Annotated in this window: 19 protein-coding genes and 1 tRNA gene; 18 read left to right on the top strand and 2 right to left on the bottom strand. The window is 41.8% G+C overall.

All coding sequences use genetic code 11. The annotated features are described in order from the left end of the window. The first annotated feature begins 26 nt into the window (after window positions 1-26). From Q0E03_RS04995 to Q0E03_RS04940, 12 genes are all read left to right on the top strand, one after another. Window positions 27-242 (top strand): YdbC family protein, encoded by a 216-nt coding sequence (locus tag Q0E03_RS04995; protein ID WP_294835781.1) that lies wholly within the window; start codon window positions 27-29, stop codon window positions 240-242. Window positions 243-344: 102 nt separating this feature from the next. Beyond that, on the top strand, window positions 345-2,972 hold the full coding sequence (alaS, locus tag Q0E03_RS04990) for an alanine--tRNA ligase (protein WP_297129976.1): 2,628 nt from the start codon (window positions 345-347) through the stop codon (window positions 2,970-2,972). Window positions 2,973-3,053: 81 nt separating this feature from the next. Next, entirely contained in the window at window positions 3,054-3,386 is a 333-nt protein-coding gene (locus Q0E03_RS04985) for a histidine triad nucleotide-binding protein (RefSeq protein WP_297129974.1), read from the top strand. Beyond that, a complete protein-coding gene (locus Q0E03_RS04980) occupies window positions 3,383-3,922 on the top strand; it encodes a phosphoribosyltransferase family protein (RefSeq protein WP_297129972.1) in 540 nt (179 codons plus the stop codon). Before Q0E03_RS04985 ends, Q0E03_RS04980 begins: the two co-directional genes overlap by 4 nt. Window positions 3,923-4,065: 143 nt before the next feature. Then, window positions 4,066-7,608 carry a M64 family metallopeptidase gene (locus Q0E03_RS04975; protein WP_297129970.1) on the top strand — a complete coding sequence of 1,181 codons (3,543 nt, stop codon included), beginning with the start codon at window positions 4,066-4,068 and terminating at the stop codon, window positions 7,606-7,608. Between the two features lie 247 nt (window positions 7,609-7,855). After that, a complete protein-coding gene (locus Q0E03_RS04970) occupies window positions 7,856-8,545 on the top strand; it encodes a ClpP family protease (protein WP_294835768.1) in 690 nt (229 codons plus the stop codon). After that, window positions 8,545-8,754, top strand: a complete 210-nt coding sequence (locus tag Q0E03_RS04965) for a hypothetical protein (protein WP_297129967.1) — start codon at window positions 8,545-8,547, stop codon at window positions 8,752-8,754. The genes Q0E03_RS04970 and Q0E03_RS04965 overlap by 1 nt, the downstream gene beginning before the upstream one ends. Further along, on the top strand, window positions 8,687-9,550 hold the full coding sequence (locus Q0E03_RS04960) for an undecaprenyl-diphosphate phosphatase (protein ID WP_297129965.1): 864 nt from the start codon (window positions 8,687-8,689) through the stop codon (window positions 9,548-9,550). The genes Q0E03_RS04965 and Q0E03_RS04960 overlap by 68 nt, the downstream gene beginning before the upstream one ends. 12 nt (window positions 9,551-9,562) lie before the next feature. Then, complete coding sequence (locus tag Q0E03_RS04955; RefSeq protein WP_297129964.1) at window positions 9,563-12,121, top strand: DNA translocase FtsK; 2,559 nt, start codon at window positions 9,563-9,565, stop codon at window positions 12,119-12,121. Next, complete coding sequence (locus Q0E03_RS04950) at window positions 12,114-14,033, top strand: YgiQ family radical SAM protein (RefSeq protein ID WP_297129962.1); 1,920 nt, start codon at window positions 12,114-12,116, stop codon at window positions 14,031-14,033. The genes Q0E03_RS04955 and Q0E03_RS04950 overlap by 8 nt, the downstream gene beginning before the upstream one ends. Next, window positions 14,030-14,443, top strand: coding sequence for a helix-hairpin-helix domain-containing protein (locus Q0E03_RS04945; RefSeq protein WP_297129960.1), 414 nt, complete (start codon window positions 14,030-14,032; stop codon window positions 14,441-14,443). Before Q0E03_RS04950 ends, Q0E03_RS04945 begins: the two co-directional genes overlap by 4 nt. A 2-nt stretch (window positions 14,444-14,445) precedes the next feature. Beyond that, window positions 14,446-15,165, top strand: coding sequence for a ComF family protein (locus tag Q0E03_RS04940; RefSeq protein ID WP_297129958.1), 720 nt, complete (start codon window positions 14,446-14,448; stop codon window positions 15,163-15,165). Between the two features lie 46 nt (window positions 15,166-15,211). Here the strand turns inward: Q0E03_RS04940 and Q0E03_RS04935 are convergent, their stop codons facing one another. Further along, on the bottom strand, window positions 15,212-16,294 hold the full coding sequence (locus tag Q0E03_RS04935; protein WP_297129956.1) for a DUF5692 family protein: 1,083 nt from the start codon (window positions 16,292-16,294) through the stop codon (window positions 15,212-15,214). Window positions 16,295-16,360: 66 nt separating this feature from the next. Then, window positions 16,361-19,138 carry an FAD-dependent oxidoreductase gene (locus Q0E03_RS04930; protein WP_297129954.1) on the bottom strand — a complete coding sequence of 926 codons (2,778 nt, stop codon included), beginning with the start codon at window positions 19,136-19,138 and terminating at the stop codon, window positions 16,361-16,363. A gap of 193 nt (window positions 19,139-19,331) precedes the next feature. On the opposite strand from Q0E03_RS04930, the gene Q0E03_RS04925 reads away from it, so the two are divergent. The 6 genes from Q0E03_RS04925 to Q0E03_RS04900 all read left to right on the top strand — a co-directional run. Continuing rightward, window positions 19,332-19,408, top strand: a tRNA-Arg gene (locus Q0E03_RS04925). 133 nt (window positions 19,409-19,541) lie between these two features. Continuing rightward, window positions 19,542-21,188, top strand: coding sequence for a Na/Pi cotransporter family protein (locus Q0E03_RS04920; protein WP_297129952.1), 1,647 nt, complete (start codon window positions 19,542-19,544; stop codon window positions 21,186-21,188). A 52-nt stretch (window positions 21,189-21,240) separates the two neighbouring features. Continuing rightward, entirely contained in the window at window positions 21,241-22,338 is a 1,098-nt protein-coding gene (locus Q0E03_RS04915) for a phosphotransferase enzyme family protein (RefSeq protein WP_297129949.1), read from the top strand. Between the two features lie 40 nt (window positions 22,339-22,378). Next, window positions 22,379-23,737: a 23S rRNA (uracil(1939)-C(5))-methyltransferase RlmD gene (gene rlmD / locus Q0E03_RS04910; RefSeq protein WP_297129947.1), complete on the top strand. Its 1,359-nt coding sequence runs from the start codon at window positions 22,379-22,381 to the stop codon at window positions 23,735-23,737. A gap of 279 nt (window positions 23,738-24,016) precedes the next feature. Continuing rightward, window positions 24,017-24,649 carry a GyrI-like domain-containing protein gene (locus Q0E03_RS04905; RefSeq protein WP_294835738.1) on the top strand — a complete coding sequence of 211 codons (633 nt, stop codon included), beginning with the start codon at window positions 24,017-24,019 and terminating at the stop codon, window positions 24,647-24,649. Window positions 24,650-24,676: 27 nt separating this feature from the next. Continuing rightward, window positions 24,677-24,867, top strand: a 191-nt coding sequence (locus tag Q0E03_RS04900; protein WP_297129945.1) for a nucleic acid-binding protein, incomplete at its 3' end; no start/stop codon positions are given.

The following is a 24,867-nucleotide window of genomic DNA, read 5'->3' as shown; positions in this document are numbered from 1 at the left end:
TAAGTATTACGAAAGGAGAATAGCATATGCCAGAAATTAAGTACGAAATCACAGAACACCTCGGTGTAATTTCCGAAACCTCTCGTGGTTGGACAAGAGAAGTTAATATGATTTCTTGGAACGGCAGAGAACCAAAGGTTGATGTAAGAGATTGGTCACCTGACCACTCAAAGATGAGCAAAGGTCTTACCTTTACAAAGGAAGAACTTGTTGAGCTCACAAAGATTGCTGAAAAGATGTAATGTCAATAGGCGGAACTTTTGTTCCGCCTTGATGTTGTTTTAGCACAGATTAAATAAATTATAATTTGGCAACTTTTGTTGCCCGATTTGGAGAATATAACTATGGAATGGACATCATTAAATGATATAAGAGAAAAGTATTTGTCATTTTTTGAAAGCAAGGGACACCTTCGTTTGCCGAGCTTTTCATTAGTGCCAAATAACGATAAGAGCCTTCTTCTCATTAACTCGGGTATGGCTCCTATGAAAAAGTATTTTACCGGTGAGGTTACCCCTCCGAGAAGCCGAGTTACAACTTGCCAAAAATGTATCAGAACTCCTGATATTGAGCAGGTAGGCAAGACTGCCCGTCACGGCACATTCTTTGAAATGCTTGGCAACTTCTCATTCGGCGATTACTTCAAAAAAGAAGCAACTGCTTGGGCTTGGGAATTTTGTACCGAAGTTCTCGAAATGCCTGTTGATAAGCTTTATGTCACAATTTACGAAAACGACGATGAAGCATTTGAAATTTGGACAAAGCAAAACGGCGTAGACCCGTCACACATTGTTCGCCTTGGCAAAGAGGATAACTTCTGGGAGCACGGTTCAGGTCCTTGCGGTCCATGCTCAGAGATTTATTTTGACCGTGGCGAAAAGTACGGCTGTGGCTCTCCTGATTGCGGTCCGGGTTGTGAGTGCGACAGATTTACCGAGTTCTGGAACAATGTATTCAGCCAGTTCAATAATGACGGTCAGGGCAACTATACCGAACTTGCACAGAAGAATATCGACACAGGTATGGGTCTTGAAAGACTTGCTTGCATTATGCAGGGCGTTGACAATATCTTTGAGGTTGACACCGTTCAAAACACAATGAAGAAAATTTCGGAGATCGCAGGCGTTAAGTATCACGATGATGCAAAGAACGATGTTTCGCTTCGTGTAATTACCGACCATGTTCGTTCATCAACATTTATGATTGGTGACGGTGTAATCCCGTCAAATAATGGCAGAGGCTATGTTCTTCGCCGTCTTATCCGTCGAGCTTGCCGTCACGGCAGACTCTTGGGTGTTAATGAGCCGTTCCTTTATAAGGTTTGCGAAACCGTACTTGAAGATAATAAGGTTGCTTATCCTGAACTTCAGGACAAGGCTGAACTTATCAAAAAGGTTATTTTGTCAGAGGAAGAGTCTTTCGGCAAAACAATCGATGCAGGTCTTGCAAGACTTGATGAATATATCGAAAACACCGAGGGCACTGTGTTCTCAGGTGAAGATGCGTTCAAACTCAATGATACTTTCGGCTTCCCGCTTGACCTTACAAAGGATGTTCTTGAGGAGCGTGGTATGACTGTTGACGAGGAGAAGTTCAACGAACTTCTTGCAAATCAAAAGGCTACTGCCCGTGCTGCCCGTAAGGATGCGGGTGCAGACGCTTGGAAGAATACAAGCGTAAAGATTGACGCTGAAAAGACTGTTTTCACAGGCTATACCGATTTCACTGCCGAGGCAAAGGTTCTTGCTCTTGTAAATGCAGACGGCGAACTTGTTGATATGCTCGGTGCAGGCGAAAAGGGTTCTGTTGTTCTTGACAAAACTCCGTTTTATGCAACATCGGGCGGTCAGGTTGCCGATACAGGTGTAATCACCGCTGACGGTGTTGAGTTTGATGTTGAGGACACTTCAAAGAATGCAGACGGCATCTATATTCATAGCGGTACTGTTAAAGAGGGCGTTGTTTCAGTCGGCAACACAGTAAATGCTCAAATTGACGCAGATAGAAGAAAGTCTGTTATGCGTAATCATACAGCGGCTCACTTGCTTCAAGCCGCACTCCGTGAAGTCCTCGGCACTCATGTTGAACAGGCAGGTCAGCTTGTAAACGATAAAGAGGTTCGTTTCGACTTCACTCACTTCAATCCGCTCACAACAGAGGAACTCAATAGGGTTGAAGCTATTGTAAACAAAGAAATTCTTGCTTGTGCTCCTGTTTCTATGCAGGAAATGCCTATTGAAGAAGCAAAGAAGATGGGCGCTATGATGCTCTTTGGCGAAAAGTACGGCGACATCGTTCGTGTTGTAAAAGCCGGTGATACTTCAACAGAATTCTGCGGAGGTACTCATGTTGCTTCAACAGGCGAACTCGGTCTATTCAAGATTGTTTCTGAAGCATCTGTTGCAGCCGGTGTTCGCAGAATTGTTGCTCTCACAGGTACAGGCGTTCTCAATTATCTCAACGAGTGTGAGGACACCGTTAAGTTTGCTTCTGCAACATTCAAGTCTGCCGACAATGAAGTTAAAGACAGAATTACTGCCATCGTTGCCGAAAATAAGGCAAAGGATAAGGAAATCCAAAATCTTAACGCAGAAATGACAAAGCTCAAGAGTGCCGATATGTTCTCGTCAGCTGTTGATGTTGACGGTCTTGAACTTTACATTGCGAAGGTAGAGGGCACAACTCCCGATGCACTTCGTTCTATGGGCGATGATGTCAAGACAAAGGGCGACAATGTTGTTGCGGTTCTTGCAGGTGTAAACGGCGATAAGGCTAACTTTGTTGCTGTTTGCGGAAAGGGTGCTATTGCCAAGGGCGTAAAGGCAGGCGACCTTGTAAAAGAAGTTGCAAAGATTGCAAACGGTGGCGGTGGCGGCCGTCCTGATTCTGCAATGGCAGGTGCAAAGGATATAACCAAGGTTGACGAAGCACTTTCAAAGGCAGAAGAAATTGTAAAGTCATTAATAAAGTAAACAATATCACCCTCAATTACGGTTCTTGTGATTGAGGGGATAAAAACTTTTGAATTGTAAAAGAATATTCGGAGGCAAAATATGTGTGTTTTTTGCGAGATAATCAACGGCAGTATACCGTCAACAAAGGTATATGAGGATGATATGATGGTTGCTTTCAAGGATCTCAATCCTGTTGCACCTGTGCATTTTCTCTGTGTTCCAAAGGAGCATATCGAAAGTGCAAATGCACTCAATGAGGAAAATGCAAAATATGTCAGCCATATATTTGAAAAAATCCCGGAGATTGCAAAATCGCAGGGAATTGAGTCATACAGAATTATTAATAACTGCGGTTCGGATGCCGGTCAAACTGTTATGCACTTGCATTTTCATGTAATCGGCGGAACAGAATTAGGGGAGAAGTTAATATGAAAGACACTTATACATTAAAAATCGGTGGAATTGAAAGAGAACTTCAAAAGTTCCCTGTGTCTGATAAAATGGACATTGCGGCATTCATTCTTTTTGGTGATGTTGAACTTACAGAAGTTTGTGCAAGAGAACTTCTCAAGAAAGTTCCGGAGTTTGATTACATAGTAACTCCTGAGGCAAAGTCAATCCCTCTTGCATACGAAATGAGCCGTATGAGCGGTAAAAAATACATTGTTGTTCGTAAGGGCGTAAAGGTTTATATGGACAACCCTGAAAAAGTTGTTGATGTTTCTCTCACCACTCAAAAAGAACAGGCTCTTTACCTCGGCCACGAGGATGGCGATTTGCTCGACGGCAAGCGCGTTCTCATCGTTGACGATGTTGTGTCAACAGGCGGTAGTTTAAAGGCTGTCAAGGAGCTTCTCGCAAAGTTCAATGCAAATGTTGTTGCTTCTTGCTTCCCGCTTGCAGAGGGCGATGCGGCAGACAGAGATGATATTATTTATCTTGAAAAATTGCCTTTGTTCTTTAAATAAAATATCCAAGGCTGTGATTGCAAATTTGCTTTCACAGTCTTTATTTTTTAAAATTTTTTTAATTATTTTTGTGGTTGTTGACATATGTCAAGATTACTTATATAATGTAAAAAAATAATGTCATAATAAAGGAAGTGAACTCTGTGAAAAGAAGATTAATTGCAATGTTTTTGTCTATCTGTCTTGTGTTTTCGCTTATTCCTGTTTCGGTTCAAGCGAACTCAAAACCTAATATTCAGATAGGTGATTATGTCAAAATGGGCACATACAACGGCAGTTCGATTTTGTGGCGATGTGTTGATTTTGACGAGAACGGTGCACTGATGCTTTCCGATAAGCTCGTGGACACCTTGGCATATGACGCAAAAACGAATGACAACAGCAATTCAAAATCACACAGCAGAAGCTATAAGCGTGACGATTACGGCTCCAATTACTGGAAGGACAGTAATATGCGTTCCTGGCTTAATTCAACAGCAACTGCGGGAAAGGTTGACTGGCTTTGTGGAAATCCGCCAAAAGACGGATATGTCAGCGGAACAGGTGCTTATAATAACAAAGCGGGTTTTTTGAATGAGTTTTCAAAGTCGGAAATTGCGGCTATGAAAACAGTCACACAGCGTTCTCTTGTTTCTCATCCCGAATATAACAAGGGCATTGTCGAGGGTGATGCAAATTCAGATTTGTACTACTATACAAACATTTCAGATGCGGTAGCAAACTACGACAGTTCGTATTTTGAAACAACAACAGAAAAAGTATTTCTTCTTGATGTAAAGCAGGCTAATGCTGTGTGGAGAAATCTCCAAGGCTATTATCGTGCCTATAATAATAACGGTATGGCTTGGCCTTATTGGCTTCGCACTCCTGTAACCGATTGCAATCACGATATGCGTTATATCAGCGCATCGGGTGATGTTGGTCGTTATGCTCCGTGGTATTCCGATTTGGGCGTAAGACCTGCGTTTTATCTCGATTCCGAATACTTTGTTTCCACTTCGGGTAACGGTTCACAAAGCAATCCTTATGTCGGCTCTGCTCCGAGTAAGCAAGAGGATGACTATACAATTTCAGAACCTGCCGAGGACGCAAATCCCGATTGGAATGTCAGCACCGAGCAAAGCATTCAACTCACTCTCGGTCCTTGGTATTCTAAAGACGGAAAATATTCTAACCCTACCATCCCTGTTTATACTATTCAAAAGACTCGAAGCGACCTTGAAAATATGGTTGTTGTCGTGTGTGGCGAGGGATACACAAAAAGTCAGCAGGGCAAATTTATCAATGATGTCAAGCGACTTTGGCAGGATGCTATGAAATATGAACCTTATCGCAGTTATGCCGACAGATTCAATGTTTACGCTCTTTGCACAGCTTCCGAATCAACTTTTGACAATGGCGGAAGCACATTCTTTGATGTTATAATTGACAAATACAATTCACCTGTTATTTCTAATAACCTCCACGATAGTCAGTGGAAAAATCATATTTTTGAAAGATGTATCGGTCCTGAATTTATTGAGAAAATTCACGATGCTCATATCAAAAAAACAACCGACCCAAACACAATTCCGATGAAGCCAAACGGTGAGTGGAACGAATATGAACCGTATTATTATGTTCACAATTATATTGCACAGTTCGCTATGGTTGTAAACACAAAATCCGATTTTGGCGGTGCATATAACAACCGTGAACTTGGCTTACATTACTTTATTACATCATCAGACAGTTACCGTGCGTCAAAAACCTTTGCTCACGAGTTCGGACACGGTTTGCTCGGCCTCGGTGATGAATACAGCAACGGATATTTGCTTGAGGATAAGGAGCTTAAATCGCTCAATCTTTCTTCGGTTGAGGACCCTGAAAAGATAAAATGGCATCAGCTTTTAGGTTTCAGAAACACATATACCTGCCGTAATGCGTACGGCTCAAAAATGCTTGTTTCAAGCTATGAATGTATAATGAGAGATACAAACTATCAGTTCTGCGAAGTTTGTCGTTTGCAGGGCTTCAAGCGAATGTCACAGCTTGTTAAGGATGTTGACCTTTATGTTGCTCCTCCTGAAGTTAAGGAGTACACAGGTACTTATTCAAAACCGTCTGATTTTACCGACCTTGAGGTTAGTTCATATTATAGTTATACATATAATCGCAACGACCGTCTTTTGAGCGGCAACAGCAAAAACAGATTTGGCACTAATATGAACGGCAAAAAAATCGAGCTTCGCACCGTTATCCAAAACATTTCGGATAAGAACGCCCGTCAGCTTAAATTCAAAATGTGGATTAAACATTCCGACGGTAGCGTTGCAACCGATTCGTCGGGCAATCCACTCCAAACAACGCAAACTTTCGATATTCCTGTTTGGGATGACAAGCCGAATTTCTGGGCGCTCGGTGCTTTGGACCATATCAAAAGCGATTTCAATTCAGGCTTGAAAAGTTGTTCTCTTATTTATCAAATTCCGACAGATGCACAGCTCAGAAACGGCGACACCGTGGCTTTTCAGGTGATTGATGAGAACGGAAATGTCCTCGCCGATGACAATACCGAAACACAGCGTTACACAACCGTTACAGTTCAGTATAAATTCGAGGACGGCTCTGAAATTCCAAACACCGCCGGCGGAACATTTACCGTTCCATATGGTACAAAACTTGATTTAACACCTGCAAAAACGCTTTATGATTACGAATTTGTAAAAGCTGACGGCTTGAATACACCTATTGTTTCGGACGGCACGGTCGTTACATATTATTACAAAAGCAAAACTGTTCCTGAAAAGCCTGCTCCCGAAATCAACACGGTTTCACTTTCGCTTGAAAGCAGTATAGCCATGAACTTCAAGGTGTTCAAAAACAGTCTTTCGTCTTTTGATGACTTTTATATGACCTTTGAATGTGGCGGAAAAGAAGAAAAAGTTACGAGTTATAAGCAAGACGGAAACTATTATGTGTTCTCGTACAAAGGCATAAATCCGCAACTTATGAATGACAAGGTGACTGCTGTTTTGCACGCTAAAAACAGCAAGGACGAATATACAAGTCCCGAAAAGGTGATGAGCGTCAGAGAGTATGCCTATACTATGCTTGACAAATATAGCTCCGATGAGCATTCAAAACTTCGCACTTTGCTTGTGGATTTGCTCAACTACGGTTCGGCGACACAAAAATATGTCGGTTATCAAACAGACAGTCTTGCAAATTCCGACCTGACTGCCACTCAAAAAAGTTGGGCAAGCAAGGACACAAAAGAATTCAAGAACATCAGAAATTATGATTACAAGACCATAAGCAATCCGACTGTACAATGGAATACTTGCGGTTTGGTGCTCGGCAATGCAATTATGTTCAAGGTGAAGTTCACGGCGGACAATGTTGAAAACAAAACCGTTGAAATCACTCTCAGAAACGCAAAGTTCACCTATGATAAAAATGATTTTAAAGCTAACGGTGACGGCACATATTATGTGTATTGCAACGAACTTTTTGCACACGAAGTTAGTGATGAGGTTCTTCTCACGGTTTATGAAAACGGTGTTCCTTGCAGTAACACAATGCTTTTCAGCGTTGAATCCTATGCCCGTTTGGTTAGGGATAATTACAAGGGTACACCTCTTGACGAAATGATAACAACAATGATGCTGTACGGAAACAGCGCAAAAGAATACAAAAATGTATAAGGAGACTGAAATGAAAGAATATACAAAGCCACAGGCTGAACTTCAAGAGTTTGCTATCTGTGATGTTATTACAACAAGCAGAGGCCCTGTTGAAACACCTGATTTACATTAAATTTAAGTTTTAAGAGCGACTGTAACGGTCGCTCTTTTTATATAATATATAAATTAATAATTGTGTTGAAAAAATCGGCATAAAATGTTAAAATATAATGTAATGCTTTGTGCATAATAGTACAGAGGTGCTGTTATGTGCAAAGAAAACGAAGATTTTAACGAAAACAACAATAACGGTGAGCAAGGCTCAACCTTTGAAACAGGCTCAATAACGGTCAAAAAAGACGGGCATTTCATTCATTGCCTGACTGTTATCGGTCAAATTGAGGGGCATTATATTTTGCCGAGCCAAAATAAAACCACCAAATATGAGCATGTTATTCCGCAGCTTGTTGCGATTGAGGAGAGCAAGGAGATTGACGGATTGTTGATTATACTCAACACCGTTGGCGGAGATGTTGAAGCGGGGCTTGCTATTGCAGAGCTTCTTTCAACTATGAAAACTCCCACTGCTTCGCTTGTCCTTGGCGGAGGTCACAGTATCGGCGTTCCGCTTGCTGTCAGCTGTAAGCGTAGCTTTATAGTGCCTACCGCAACGATGACCGTGCACCCTGTTCGTATGAACGGAACGGTTCTCGGTGTTCCGCAAACTCTTTCGTATTTTGAAAAAATGCAGGATAGGATTGCAAGGTTTGTTGAGAATAATTCGCAGATTACTGCCGATGAATTCAGGGCATTGATGATGAAAACAGGCGAATTGATTATGGATGTGGGCACGGTGCTTGACGGCGAGGAGGCTGTCAAATGCGGACTCATTGATGAACTCGGCGGTTTGTCGGACGCACTTGACTATCTTGAATCGGTGATTGAGAGGGAAAACTGATGCTTTATACCGTTGTTGACATAAATGATGTTTTCTATAAAAACGAAATGATTATTTCCAAGCCTCGTTCCACCAATCCATATGATTATATCAGGACAGGCTATTATCTTGATAACGCTCAATTTTTCGGAGGAAAAAACAATGTCGATTTTAACTGCAATATTTCAGGCACTATTCCAAGCTGTGTGCCGAATTTTTCCAATAAGTGAAACTGCCCATTCCTCAATTTTTCACGATTTTGCCGGTAGATTTTCGGGTGAGTGCTCGTCCCTCACCGGTATTGTACATATAGGTATCGCTGTTGGCATAGTAATTGCTTCATATAAGCTGTTTTTGAAAATGTCTTATGAGCTGTTTTCAACTGTCGGCGATGTGTTCAAAAAAAGACTAAAGGGAAGCAAACCGAGCGGTGCAAGGCATTATATGTATATGACTCTTATGAGTTTTTGCCCAATGCTTTTGTGGCTCATTCCTTGCGGTAAATACGGACTTCTTTATAATGTCCTTCGTATGACTCAGTTCAACAAAACACTTCTTGATGACGGTCTGTTCCTTGCAATCACGGGCGTGCTCCTTATTCTTGCATCTGTTCAACTTGCAAAATCAAGCATAACAAAGCCTGTTGCGGAACTTCCTGCAATCATTGTCGGAGCGTTGAGTGTGTTTTTGATTCCTGTATCGGGATTTTCGTTCATCGGTGTTGTGCTTGCCGTTCTTGTTCTTTTTGGTGTGAGCAAAAGGCACGCAATCAACTATGCACTTCTTATTAGCGTTCCCGTGCTTGTTGTCAGCGGTATTGTCGAGATTTGCATCAGCGTCACGCATGTCGGCGCTCTCTCGATTATTATCGGTGTTGTGATTTCAATTGTGGCTTCGTTTTTCAGCACCGTATTTCTCAAATACTTCGTCAGCAAAGGCTATTTGAAGTATTTTGGCTATTATGATGTCGCAGTCGGTATCATAATACTTGTTATCGGTATTTTTGAATTGATATTAAGAAAATAAAGTAGGTAAATTATGGCTAACAGTAAGAATTCTAAACAAAAACAGAATAAAAAGCCGACCCCTAAAAAGCCTGTCACTCATTCAAAAAAGGCACTTGCCGAATTTGAGGAGCAACAGAGGCTTATGGATCTTGAAGCGCAGGCAAACAAAAACAGAATTGTCAGCATAATTATTTTTGCATTTTCGGTTTTGTTTTTCTTTGTTGCGGTTATTCCGGGTGAGAATTTCTGGAATGATGTTCACAATGTTTACATAGGTCTTTTCGGATGGATGGCATCAATCGTTTTTCCGCTTTTGAGCCTTACTTATTCGTTCCTTGTTCAAAAAACAAAATCAAGCAAAAAGATGATTGCAGAGCCTATTTGCATAATTTTGATTGTGCTTTTTATTTCTGCGTTTATTTATATTGTAAAAGCGAAAGTCGGCGTTCCGTTCCTTGACACTTGCAAAAGCGAGTTTGCAGATGCTCCGTTAAATTTTAACGGTGGTTTTTTTGGTGCGGCATTGGGATGGCTCTTTATGACTATGGGCAAAGCTCCTGCCGTTGTAATTGATTTGCTTTTAATAATTGTTGTGATTATGCTTCTTTCAAAGGTAACGGTTAATCAGTTTTTCAAGAACACAACAAAACCTGTTCGTGCCGTTGTTGAAAAGGCAACACCTTATATCGAGGAACGTCTTGAAAGACGCAGAATGAACAATGTTGATATTCCGCTTGATGACGAACCTCCTGTTCAGGAAGAAAAGCCTAAGAAAAAGGCAAAGTCAAAGGCTGAAAATTCACAGGATGTTGAGAAAACGGAAGAACCTGCCGATGATTATTCAAAGCTTATTGCCGAAATCAATCAGGCTACAAGCAAGAACAAGCAGGGCAGACAGGATTCAAAGAAAAAGACTATTGACGATATTGTCAAAACCGCAAGCGAGGATAAAACAGAAAAGCCTGTTGAGGAAAAAGCAGAGCCTATCCCTGAATTTGTGGTTACGGAAGAAGATATGCAAAAGGAAGTTAAGGAATATAAGCTTCCGAGCGTTGACATTCTCAAAACCGTTAAACATAAATCCGCAAAAGATGTGTCTGCCGAACTTAAAAACAACGCAGAACTTTTGGTTGATACTCTTGCTTCTTTTGGTGTTCAGGCAGAAATCACCGATATTTCAAGAGGCCCGACGGTTACAAGATACGAATTGAAACCCGCTTCGGGTGTTCGTATCAGTAAGATTACAAATCTTTCGGATGATATTGCACTTAATCTTGCGGCTGTTAACGTTCGTATTGAAGCTCCTATTCCGGGCAAAGCAGCTGTCGGAATAGAAATTCCAAATACCGTTAAAAACAGCGTTTCTATGCGTGAAGTTATTGATTCTGCCGATTTCAATGCACAAAAGTCGCTTCTGTCGGCAGGACTCGGCAAGGACATTGCAGGCAAAACCGTATTTTGTGATATTGCAAAAATGCCTCACTTGCTTATCGCCGGCACAACAGGTTCGGGTAAATCTGTTTGTATGAACTCAATTATTGTTTCTATTCTTTATAGGGCAAATCCCGATGAGGTTAAGTTCCTTATGATTGACCCTAAAAAGGTAGAATTTTCAAAATATGAGAACATTCCGCACCTTCTTGTCCCGGTTGTCACCGACCCGCGCAAGGCTTCGGGTGCACTCGGATGGGCTGTGTCTGAAATGCTTGAGCGTTATCAAAAGTTCAGCGACACTGGCGTGCGTGATATTGAGGGCTACAATCGTTATGTCGAAAAGCATGAGGATATGAAGCCTATGCCGAAGATTGTCATTTGCATTGATGAGCTTGCCGACCTTATGATGGCTGCTCCAAAAGAGGTTGAGGACAGTATTTGTCGTCTTGCACAGATGGCTCGTGCCGCAGGTATGCACCTTGTCATTGCAACTCAAAGACCGTCTGTTGATGTCATCACGGGTCTTATCAAGGCAAACATTTCATCTCGTATCGCATTGACTGTTTCTTCCGCAATCGACTCTCGTACAATTCTCGATTCCAGCGGTGCGGAAAAACTTCTCGGTATGGGTGATATGCTGTATTCTCCTATCGGTTCAAACAAACCGCTTCGTGTTCAAGGCTGTTATATCAGCGATGACGAAGTTGAGGCGCTTTGCGAATTTATTAAAAATCAGGGCGAAAGCGAGTACAGCGAAGAAATCCAAAAGGAAATCGAGAGCAAAGCCGTTCAGGAAAAAACTTCAAACAAGTTTACCGACGGCGGTGATTCGGGTGAAAATCTCGACCCTCTGTTTGACGAAGCGGTCGATGTCGTTCTTGAAAACGGCAAGGCTTCAACTTCTTTCTTACAGCGTAAGCTCGGAGTCGGCTATTCAAGAGGCTCAAAGATTATGGACCAAATGGAGGACAAGCACATTATCGGTCCTGCCGAGGGTGCAAAACCAAGAAAAATATTAATCACAAAACAGCAGTGGATTCAAATTCAGGCACAAGGTCCTGCTCACGATTTCACGGCTGACAATACAGAGCAGTTGGAATTCGGCTCTGACGAAGTAATAGATAATCAAGATTTAAACGAGGACAGCTATGAATAAATTTCTCCCCGTAAATCAAAAGGATATGTTCGAGAGAGGATGGGAACAGCCGGATTTTGTGTATATTTCCGGTGACGCTTATGTTGACCATCCTTCTTTCGGTGCGTCAATAATCACCCGTGTCCTCGAAGCAAAAGGTTACAAGGTAGCTGTTTTGTCACAACCCGATTGGCGCACAACAAAGGATTTTGAACAGTTCGGCAAGCCTCGCTTGGGTTATTTCATTTCAAGCGGTAATATCGATTCAATGGTTGCTCATTACACTGTTGCAAAAAAGCCTCGTTCGGTTGACGCCTACACAGCAGGCGGTAAAATGGGTAAGCGACCTGACAGAGCGGTTATTGTTTATTCAAATATTGTAAAACAGCTTTATCCTGATGTGCCTGTAATTATCGGCGGACTTGAAGCATCACTTCGCCGTTTTGCACATTATGATTATTGGGATGACGCTGTTCGTCCGTCAATTCTCCTTGATTCAAAGGCTGATTTGCTCATTTTCGGTATGGGCGAAAATCAAACCATTGAGATTGCAGAACGACTTAATAACGGTGAAAGCGTTGACACAATGCACGATATTCTCGGCACGGTATACGCAGTTGACACAAAGGACACCCCGTATGTCGGCGTTGAATGTCCGTCGTTTGAGAATGTTTGCTCATCAAAAAAGGAATATGCAAAGGCTGCAAGGATTGAACAAGACGAGCAAGACCACATCAGAGGCAAGGTTATTAAGCAGAAACACGGCAAAAAAATGGTTGTTCAAAATCAGCCGATGCCACCGCTCACAACTAAGGAACTCGATTGGGTTTATTCACTTCCGTATATGCGTGCTTATCATCCTATGTATGAAGCACAGGGCGGTGTTCCGGGTATTCAAGAGGTTGAGTTTTCAATCACTCACAACCGTGGTTGCTTCGGTGCTTGCAATTTCTGCTCAATCGCTTTTCATCAGGGCAGATACATAACCACAAGAAGTAAAAAAAGCATTATGATTGAGGCTGAAAAACTCACTCATATGCCTAATTTTAAAGGGTATATTCACGACATTGGCGGACCTACCGCTAACTTCCGTCAGCCGTCTTGTATGTTTCAGGAGGAGCACGGACTTTGTAAGGGCAAGAAATGTCTTGCACCAAAGCCTTGCAAAAACCTTGTTGCAAATCACGAGGAATATCTTGATATTCTCCGCAGTGTCCGTCAACTTCCGGGCATCAAGAAAGTGTTTATTCGTTCGGGTATAAGATACGATTACCTTTTGCAGGATAAGGACGACAGCTTTTTCAGAGAACTTGTAAAATACCATGTATCGGGTCAGCTCAAGGTCGCTCCCGAACATTGTTCTGCCGCTGTTCTTGACAAAATGGGCAAGCCACATATTGAGGCTTATATTGAATTTTCAAAGCGTTATTTTCAGTATACGGGCGAGATTGATAAGGAGCAGTATTTGGTTCCGTATCTTATGTCGAGCCATCCGGGTTCAACCCTTAATGATGCTGTTGATTTGGCACTTTTCTTGAAGAAAAATCATATTCGTCCTGAGCAAGTTCAGGACTTCTATCCTACTCCGGGCACAATTTCCACCACAATGTTCTATACGGGGCTTGACCCGTACACAATGGAGGAAGTTTATTCGGCTAAAAATCCGCACGACAAGGCACTCCAAAGAGCACTCTTGCAATATTATAACCCAAAGAATTTTGCTCTTGTTGAGGAAGCACTAAAAAAAGCAAAGCGTTTTGATTTAATCGGTACAGACCAAAATTGTCTTGTTCGCCCTCAAACTCCGAATTATCAAAATCGTAATAATTCGGGCAATAACAAAAACAATAGGAACAACAAGAATAATAGAAGCAAGCAAAATTTCGGCGGTAAAAAGCCGAATGATTATGGCAGAAAAAAGAAAAGCAGATGAACACAAAAGCACAAACATTATTTATGATAGGCGTTGCTCTCTTTGTTATGGCGGGGATTATTGTTTATGTGTCGCTTTCGTCACCGGGTGTTTACAAGGAGGTTGAAACATTGCCTCAAACATCCGCTTCACAGAGTTTGGCGGTTGATGAAAAAGCAAAATCTTCCATATCACAGGAAGAAACAACGGCAAAATATAAAACGGAAACAAATGTAACTTATCCTTTAAACATCAACACGGCAACTATTGATGAACTTGTCACTATCAGCGGACTTGGCGAAAGCAGGGCAAGCGCAATAATTGAATATCGTGAGTATCTCGGCGGATATACAAGCGTAGAGCAGATTAAGGAAATCAGCGGTATAGGTGAAAGTACATATGCAAAGCTTGCACCTTATTTGACGGTGTAGATATGATTAAAGATTTACTCAAAGCATTTTCGTGGTGCGTGTTCACTCGCCGTTGTGATATTTGCGGTGAGGTTGTACCGCTTGGGCAGGCCAGATGTGATGATTGCCGAAAAGCTCCCAAAATCAAGGGCGAAATCTGCACAACCTGTGGCGCTATGAAAAAGGATTGCAGATGCAAGAAGTCACATCACAAGCCAGAATATGAAGAATTTGTTGCTCCGTTTTATTATGACGGCAATATTAAAAAAGCTGTTCACAGATTGAAGTTTTCGGAATATTCCGAATTATCAAAGGGAATGGCTGTCGAAATTGCAAAAATGATTAAAACAGAATTTAAACACATTAATTTTGATGCGATAACCTATGTTCCGCTTACTGAAAAGAGGCAAAAGGCAAGGGGATATAACCAGGCTAGGCTTATAGCCGAGGAACTGTCAAAGATTTTAGGAGTTCCTCTTGAAGACACATTCTATAAAGCGTACGAAAATCCGCCTCAGCGAAATCAATCTGCACGGCAAAGACGAGCAAATGTGTTTGCTGCGTTTGATATAAATGATAACATTGACCCGACAAATAAAACTTATCTTGTTGTCGATGATGTAAAAACAACGGGCGCAACCCTTTCCGAATGTGCCGCCGTGCTTGATTGCTACGGCGCAACAGCAACCTACGCAACAGCATTTGCAATGCGAAAACCGAATACTAAAGATAAAACGCAGTAGATGAAAAATCCACTGCGTTTTTTGTTAATTAGTAAGAAACTATGAATCAAGCAACTTCTTCTGCTCTTGCCATAGCTTCCTTGAAGTCGTGCTGTTCTGTAAATACATCCTGCTTGTAAGGATTGATGTGCTTTTGTCTTGACTTCTTGATGATTGCCATAATGCAGATTACATTTGCAACGATAGCAAGTACAGAGATGATGCCTTGTGCTTTAGGGTCTGCATCAGCCTGTGTGAGTGCAAGGTTTGCGTCCATAACACCGTTTTGGATTGTTGTTCTGATTTCTTCGCCTCTTGCACCGTAGATTGACGGAAGAACGGTGAAGATACTCTGATTGAGGAATGTTGGGCAAACTTGTGCAAACATACACCAAAGTGCAAGTGTGTTTGCTCTGTTTTGAATCCAACCGCCCTTGTTCCAAAATGCGTTTGCAAATGTCGGAGCAAGAAGAAGTGCAACACCGCAATACCAAGTGTGAAGCGGAAGATTGTTGTATGTATATGCAAAGTTCCAAATGTCGTATGCAATGATAAAGCACCATGTCATATCAGGCCAAAGCATATCCTTTTGATCCTTTGATGAATATATACCCCACCAACTTGTCATACAGAAAATATTGATGATACCCGCAATACCGTTGAGGATGTTCCACCATCCGCCGTAGAGCCAAACACCTTCGTTTGAGTACCACCAGCCACCTGCGATTGAACCTGCTTGGAAGCCCTTTATAGCTGATTCAAAGTCAGAAGCAACTGCAATAAGAATGTTGATTGCAACGATTACAAACGGGAAAACCTTGAACCAATCTTTTTTTCCAATGCCCCATTTGTACTTGATGAACATAAATCCGATACATCCGATTGTTGCGGCATACAACTTGGCGTAATGGAACCAACCGCCCATTTGCACTACCGTTTGGTTGTTGACTGCCCAATCGGCGCCTTTTGCGTTACCTATTGCAAGAGCAATAAAGTAAACTGTGAGCACAGCCTGAACAACGAAGAAACAGAAAATTCCGCCTGCTTTTGAGCGCCTTGCAACTTCGTTGAGAAGCACAAGTGCGGCAAATACCATCACCCAACCGAGAAGTTGGTATATAGAGGTATCACCATAAATTTGGAAAAACACGAGTAATCCTCCTTTGATAAATAATATATTTACGGTTCAAGTAAGTGAGCCGCTAAGCTTTCAAAATTATTTGTTCTTTGATGCTTTCTTGATTTTGATTTGACGCTTAATCATATACGGCAAAATCTTCTTCATCTTGTCCTCTGCCTTAACCATATTTGAGCAGTTAGGGCGTTCTCTGACAATCTTAATTGCATCAAATTCACACTTTGTTGTGCAAATACCGCAACCGACACATCTGTTTTTGTCAACGATTGTTGCACCGCAGCCGAGGCAACGGGCAGTTTCTGTCTTAACTTGTTCTTCTGTGAGGAATTTGTCGTCATCTCTGAAGCTGAGTTCTTTAACCTGCTTTGTAGCCTGCGGAATTTGGCGTGATGAATTGTCGTAGCTTTCAAGCACAATGTCGTCCTTGTCAAGCTCAACATAGTATCTTGGGTTTCTGCCGATTGTAAGTGATGAATGTGGCTGAACAAATCTGTGAATAGAAATTGCAGCTTCTTTACCTGCCGCAATAGCATCAATAGCAAAGCTTGGACCTGTGTATGCGTCACCGCCGACAAAAATATCCTCTTGTGCTGTTTGAAGCGTCTTTTCATCAGCCTGAAGTGTGCCGTTTCTGTTGATTATAGTTGCGGCACCGTTAAGCAAATTGCCCCAAACAATGCTTTGACCTATACTTAAAATAACGTTGTCACATTCAACTGTGATTGTGTCGTCCTCGTCATATACAGGAGCAAATCTGCCTTGTTCATCCTTAACCTGAACGCACTTCTTGAATACAATTGCCTTAACTTTACCTTTTTTCTTGATGATTTCCTTTGGACCCCAAGAACAATTAATCTTTACTCCGTTCTCTTCGGCTTCTTCAATTTCGTAGTCAGACGCAGGCATTTCGTTTCTTGCTTCAAGGCAGAACATCTGAACATTCTCGCCGCCGCATCTTCTTGCAACTCTCGCAGCATCAATAGCAACATTGCCGCCACCGACAACTACAACATCTTTGCCGAGGTCAAATTTTTCTGTTGCGGCACATTCGTGGAGGAATTCAACAGCTGTGAACACACCCTCTGCGTCTTCGCCCTCAATGCCTGCTTTTCTGCCGCCTTGTGCACCTACGGCAATGTAGAATGCTTTGTAGCCCTGATTGCGAAGTTCGTCAAGAGTTATGTTCTTGCCAACCTCAACACCGCATTTGATTTCAACACCAAGCTCCTTGATGATGTCAATTTCGGCAGAAATAACATCTTTTTCAAGCTTGTAGTTTGGAATACCGTAGCGTAGCATACCGCCGGCTTCTTCGTTCTTTTCAAATACGGTTACATTTACATAGCCTTTTTCAGCAAGATAATATGCACAGGAAAGACCTGAAGGACCGGCACCGATGATGGCAATTTTCTCGTCAAATTGACCTCTGACGCTCGGAACAACTTTTTTCGGAACAAATCTTGTTTCGGCGTCCAAATCCTTTTGTGCAATGAATTTCTTGATGTCGTCAATGGCAACGGCTCTGTCAACAGTACCTCTTGTGCAGGCATCTTCGCATCTCTTGTTGCAGATTCGTCCGCAAACGGCAGGGAACGGGTTTTCCTTTTTGATGAGTGCAAGAGCGTCTGTGTATCTGCCCTGAGCAGCCATTTTTATGTAACCCTGAACCGCAATGTGTGCGGGACAAGCTGTTTTGCATGGAGCAGTGCCCGATTCGTGAGTGTTGATACGGTTCTTATCTCTGTATTCTTCTTCCCACTTTTCAGGTCCCCATTTTGTTTCATCAGGAAGTTCTTGTTTTGGATATTCAACTTCACCGTGTGATGTGCAAAGTTTTTGACCAAGCTTGAGTGCACCGGCAGGACAGTGCTCAACGCATCTTCCGCAAGCAACGCAGTTGTCTTTGTTTACATCGGCAACATATGCACTTCTGGAAAGGTTAGGCGTGTTGAAAAGCTGTGATGTACGCAATGCGTAGCAAACATTTACATTGCAGTTGCAAATAGCAAAAATCTTGTTTTCGCCGTCAATGTTTGTGATTTGGTGCACAAAACCGTTGTCCTCAGCTTTTTGGAGAATTTCAAGTGCTTCCTCCTTGGTTATGTATCTTCCGCCCTTGTTTGTTTCAACAACATAGTCTGCCATATCACCCACGGCAATGCACCAGTCGTTTGTGTCGTCTGCACAGCCCTCGTCATATGTCTTTCTTGAACGGCGACAGCTACAAGGGGAAGCCGCATATTTCCCGTCATATTTGTCAAGCCAATATGAAATATGTTCAATGTCAAGCGATTGATTTTGTGTGTCAATAGCCTTTTCAACAGGAATAACATGCATACCGATTCCCGCACCGCCTTCAGGCACCATCGGAGTAACTTTTTCAAGCGGAATACGGCTCATTCTTTCAAAAAATCTGCCCATTTCGGGGTGCTCGGTAAGCACATCTTCGCTCATATTTGTGAATTCGGCACTTCCCGGAACATACATAGGAAGCACCCATTGCTTTTCGTGCTGTGGATTTTCCCAGTTGTATTCAAGAATACCGACTTTGCTCAAATCGTGAAGCAATTGCTCAAGCTTTTCATCTGTCATATTAGGCATTTTTTTGGACAGTTTTTTCATATCCGCCCAGGTTCTCGGCTTTCTCTTGCCCATAAGAAGTGCAAGTTCTGCCATCTCGTCTGTGCATATCGGAGCAAGTCCCCAGTATTCAGGAGATTCCTTTGTGATTTTTTCCTTGCCGATTTTAACAGGCAATCTGTCTGTTATGAGCTTTCCAAGTCTTACGATAGGCTCACGGAGAGACTCGTCATTGTTCATTGTGTCAGGAACAAATCCTGCAAGTTTGTCTGCCATAGTCCACCTCATAGTATTTATTACATTATTTATATTGTATTATGTAACCTTCGTTTGCCCTTATTTTATTACACTTGTATAAAAATGTCAATACATAAATTATACCAATTTTATTTGACAAAAAAGTTTTAATAATTATAATAGAATATGGTGTGCCAAAGCATTGCTTTTTTCACTCAGCCAAACTTAACACCTGCCCGTAGCACAGCTGGATAATGCATCCGACTCCGACTCGGAAGATCACGAGTTCGAATCTCGTCGGGCAGGCCATTTTTTTAGTCGTATTTTAAGATTTCGGTAAAATAAATGTAAAATTTTCTTGACATTTATTATATATTATAAGATAATTTATATGCATATAAATATTATAGACATAGACTAATTTTGTGTAAGAGGAAAATGTATGGGTATAACTAACATCATCAGCCTTCTCGGCGGCCTTGGTTTGTTTTTGTTCGGAATGAAATATATGTCCGACGGCTTAAATCAAGTCGCAGGTAAAAAGATGAAATTGCTTCTTGAAAAACTTACTCGCAATAGATTTAAGGGATTTTTACTCGGCGTTTTGGTAACGGCTGTTATTCAGTCATCATCTGCCACAACCGTTATGCTTATGGGCTTTCTTAATGCCGGCATTATGGATTTGGCACAGGCAACAGGGGTTATTATCGGTGCAAATATCGGCACCACAATCACCGCTGTTCTTATTGCTATTGATGTTTCTGCCATTGCGCCGTTTTGTATTTTTATCGGAACGGTTATGGCTCTGTTCAGCAAAAAACAAACGCAAAAGTTTATTGGGCAAATCATTCTCGGCTTCGGCGTTTTGTTTTTTGGCTTGAAGTATATGAGCGGTCCTGAGGCTATGGGTGTGCTCAAAACAAGCGCAGCATTCCAGACCTTTATCACAAAGGCAAACAACCCGTTTTTGGGGCTTTTGATTGGCTTTATTATGTGCTCGGTTCTCCAAAGCTCAAGCGCATCAATCGGTGTTTTGCAGGCTTTGGCTATGACAAGCGCAAGCCTTATGCCGATGAAATTTGCAATTTATCTTATTATCGGCATAAATGTCGGCTCGGCTATGCCGTTGTTCCTTTCTGCTATCGGGGCAAAAACAAACGCCAAGCGTGCAGCGGTGATTTATTTTATTTTCGACTTTGTGGGTATGCTGATATTCACACCTGTTGCACTCATATTCCCGCAGTATGCCGAGTGGATAACGACTTTGTCGGATAACGGTTCGGTGCAGGTTGCCATTGCACACATCATTTTCAAGGTGGTTACTGCCTTTGTTATGTTGCCGTTCATCAAATGGGTTGTTAAACTCAGCGAGGTTATTATCAAACCAAAAGAGCACGACACTCGACTTCGCTTTGAATTTATCGATAAGAAAATCAGCGATAATCCTATTTCAACCGCTCTCCAAATCGGTAGTGAGGTTGAGCGTATGGCAAGACTTGTCAGACATAATTTTGTCATTGCCTGCGAGGGATTCCTTGTTATGGATAACAGCAAACAGCGTGAACTCGAAGAAAACGAAGAACTTATAAATTGGCTTAATCATAATATTTCCGACTTTATGATAACCGTTACGTCAAAAGAGATTACCGGCGATGTATCTGAATATCTCGGTAAGATGTTCCATGTTATCACTGACCTTGAAAGAATAGGCGACCATGCGCAAAATATTATGAGGAGAGTCACAACCGCTAAGGAAGAAAATTACGCAATATCGGATAGAGGTATTGCAGAATTTAAGGAGATTTATGAGGTTGACCTTGAACTTCTCGACCGTGCGCTCGGTGCTTTCACAAACAAACATTTGACCGATGCCGAGGAACACCAACTTCATTATCTTGAAGATACAATCGACTATCTCACATTGCAGGCACAGGATAATCATGTTCAGCGACTCCGTGAAAAGAAGTGTCACACCTCATCGGGTGTTATATTCACAAAGGCACTTCAAGACCTTGAAAGAGTCGGCGACCATTCATACAATATCGCTTGGGCTGCAAGAATTGATAAGAATTTGATTAGACAGATTTAGTGATTATTAAAAATAATATATAGGAGAAATATATTATGGAGGAGATAAAATAATGGCAAACATCAGAGAGGTAATTGACAGTTTTGACTTCAAGGGAGATTTTGTTGATGTAGAGGAATTCGGTTCGGGTCACATCAACAAGACTTATCTTGTGACTTTCAACAACAACGGAGAAGAACAAAAATACATTCTTCAACAGCTCAATGCAAATGTTTTCAAAAATATCGAGCAACTTATGAAAAATGTTTTTGCCGTAACTTCATATCTTCGTTCTGTTATTAAGGAAAACGGCGGTGACCCTGACAGAGAAACCTTGCACTATATCCACACAAAGGACGGCGACGAATTCTATAAAGCAACAGAAGATGATACATATTACAGAGCATATATTTTTGTTCGTGATTCTGTCAGCTTCAATACTGCCGAAAATGCAGATATGTTCAAATCAAGCGGTGAGGCTTTCGGCAAGTTCCAAAGACTTTTGTCCGATTTTAATGCGGAAGAACTTACAGAAACAATTCCGCACTTCCACGATACTTTGTGGAGATACAATAACGAGTTTGTTCCTGCTCTTGAAAAGAATGCTTCGGGCAGACTTGATACTTGCAAGGCAGAAGTTGATTTTGTAAATAAGTATGCCGATGAAATGGGCAAGCTTACTGCAATGACCGAGAGAGGCGAGCTTCCGCTCCGTGTAACTCATAACGACACAAAGCTCAACAATGTTATGTTTGACAAAGACACTTGCAAGTGCATTTGCGTTATCGATCTTGACACGGTTATGCCGGGTCTTGCACTTTATGATTTTGGCGATTCAATCCGCTTTGGCGCTTCAACTGCTGCCGAGGACGAAACCGATCTTGATAAGGTAGAAATGGATTTGGATTACTTCAAGGCTTATGCAGAGGGCTTTTTGGGCGAAGCAGGCGAGTATTTCAATCAAGCAGAGATTGACAACCTTGCATTTGCTTCAAAACTTATGACTCTTGAATGCGGTATGCGTTTCTTGACCGACTACATCAACGGCGATGTTTATTTCAGAACAGAATATCCTGAACATAACCTTGACCGTGCACGCAATCAGTTCAAACTTGTTGCCGATATGGACAGTAAGATGGACAAGATGGAAGAAATTATTAAAAATATATAGAAGGCATAAGGGTGGTTATATACTGCCCTTAACTTAATTTATGAGTATTAAGAAAAACGATGATATAACATTAAAAATTGAAGATATGACAAACGAAGGCTCGTCAGTCGGTCATTATGACGGTATGGCGGTCTTTGTTCGTGGTGCGGTAACGGGTGATGAAATTGTCGCTCATATTATTAAAGCCAAAAAGAACTATGCAATAGGTATTGTAAAAGAAATTATCAATCCGTCACCATGCAGAATTGAGTCCGATTGTCCTGTGTCCGACAAGTGCGGAGGCTGTTCGTTCAGGAATATGACCTATGATGCCGAACTTCAATATAAGCAGGGCAGAGTAGCAGACGCCGTTAAAAGAATAGGTCATATTGATGCTCCGATTAAGCCGATTATCGGTGCCGATACGGTTGATAATTATCGCAATAAGGCACAATATCCTGTTTGTATCACAAACGGCGAACTTCAGGCAGGCTTTTATGCTTACAAAAGTCATAGAATTATTCCGTGTGCAGATTGCCGACTTCAGCATAGCAGTTTCAAAGATATTCTCGATATAATCGCAAAATGGGTGCGTGCAAATAATGTTACATCTTATGATGAACAAACAGGCAGGGGACTGCTCCGCCATATTTATATTCGCAGAGCACCGATGACGGCAGAAACAATGGTCTGCCTTGTCATCAACGGCAAGAGTGTGCCGAACGAAACCGACCTTGTCGCTTCTCTCAAGCAGTATGACGGCGTTAGGTCAATTTGTTTGAATATTAATCGAGAAAATACAAATGTAATTCTCGGCAACGAAACAAAGTTGATTTACGGCGAACCGAATGTTACAGATGTTTTACTTGGCAAAAAGTTTGTGATTTCGCCCGAATCATTTTATCAAATCAATCACGACCAATGTGAAAAATTGTACACCAAAGCTGCTGAATATGCAGGATTGACAGGCAATGAAACCGTTGTTGACCTCTACTGCGGTGTCGGTACAATCTGTCTTTCAATGGCAGATAAGGCAAAGCAGATTTTCGGTATTGAGATTATCCCGCAGGCTATTGAAAATGCAAAAATCAACGCTCGACAAAACGGAATAACAAATGCAGAATTTTTCTGCGGTGATGCCTACGACGGTGCAAAGGAGCTTGAAAAACGAGGAATAACTCCCGATGTCGTTATCCTTGACCCACCTCGCAAGGGCTGTCAAAAAGAGCTGTTTGATGTCGTCGAAAAAATGAACCCAAAGAGAATAGTTTATGTTTCGTGCGATAGCGCCACCCTCGCCCGAGATTTGGAAGTGCTCCAAACAAAAGCCTACCAAACCCTCGAAGTCACCCCCGTCGATATGTTTCCCCGCACTCCGCATGTGGAGACAGTCTGTTTGCTGTCAAGGAAAGATAAATAAAGGCTGAAAAATGGCCTGCTTCCGGTCTTTTTGCGCGGTTGGTATCATCAGAGGAGCCTTGCGGAAAGCTCGGTTTTCTTGTATGGAAACATATCTAATTTTCGGTCTAATTAAAGAAAAAGTGGATAGTCAGAAAAATGCGATAGGGTTTAGGCAGTGGATTAGATGTCTTAGGTTGTGGCACTGGGATTGTTGTCAGCGCCGACCGCAGTTTAAGCCACTCGATACTAAGGGGAAGACTTGGCAGTGGGATAGATGTTATGGAAGGAGAAGGATAATATGGCATTCGATTTTAAGAAAGAATTCAAAGAGTTTTATATGCCCAAGAATAAGCCTGCAATTGTAACGGTTCCGAAAACAAATTATATTGCGGTCAGAGGTAAAGGCAATCCGAATGAAGAAGGCGGTGCATATCAGCAGGCAATCAGTGTTCTATATGCTGTTGCATACACATTAAAAATGAGTTACAAGACTGATTATAAAATAGAAGGCTTCTTTGAATATGTTGTTCCGCCATTGGAAGGTTTTTGGTGGCAGGATGATGTCGAGGGTGTAGATTATACAAATAAATCTGCTTTTAACTGGATTTCTGTTATTCGCTTGCCTGATTTCATTTCTAAAGCCGATTTTGACTGGGCTGTAGAAACAGCAACGAAAAAGAAAAAACTCGATTGTTCGTCAGCAGAGTATGTTACGATTGATGAAGGATTATGCGTTCAAATTATGCACATAGGTTCTTTCGATGATGAGCCAGCAACCGTTGCTCTTATGGATACTTATTTAGAACAAAATGGGTATGTTAACGATATTAACAAAGAAAGATTGCACCACGAGATTTATATGTCTGATGCGAGAAGGGTTGCTCCAGAGAAATGGAAAACTGTAATTAGGCATCCAATTAAGAAAGCATAAAATCGGAATTTGTGGGAGGAGATTACAATGAGAAAGTGTATTCGTTGCAAATGTGAAATGAGAGAAAACTACGATGTTAAGGTCGAAGGCGGAGCTTATGGATTAAAAATCACGAAGCAAGGCGTATTCAAGGATAATCTCGGAAAGGTTCGTGTTGCAGTTTGTCCTGAATGTGGGTATCTTGAATTTTATTTGGAAGACACTTTCAAGCTGAAGAA

The organism is uncultured Eubacterium sp., assembly GCF_934525195.1.
Taxonomy (GTDB): domain Bacteria; phylum Bacillota; class Clostridia; order Oscillospirales; family Acutalibacteraceae; genus Eubacterium_R.
The sequence above is the reverse complement of the archived record's forward strand: the minus strand, read 5'-3'. Positions and strand labels throughout refer to the sequence as shown.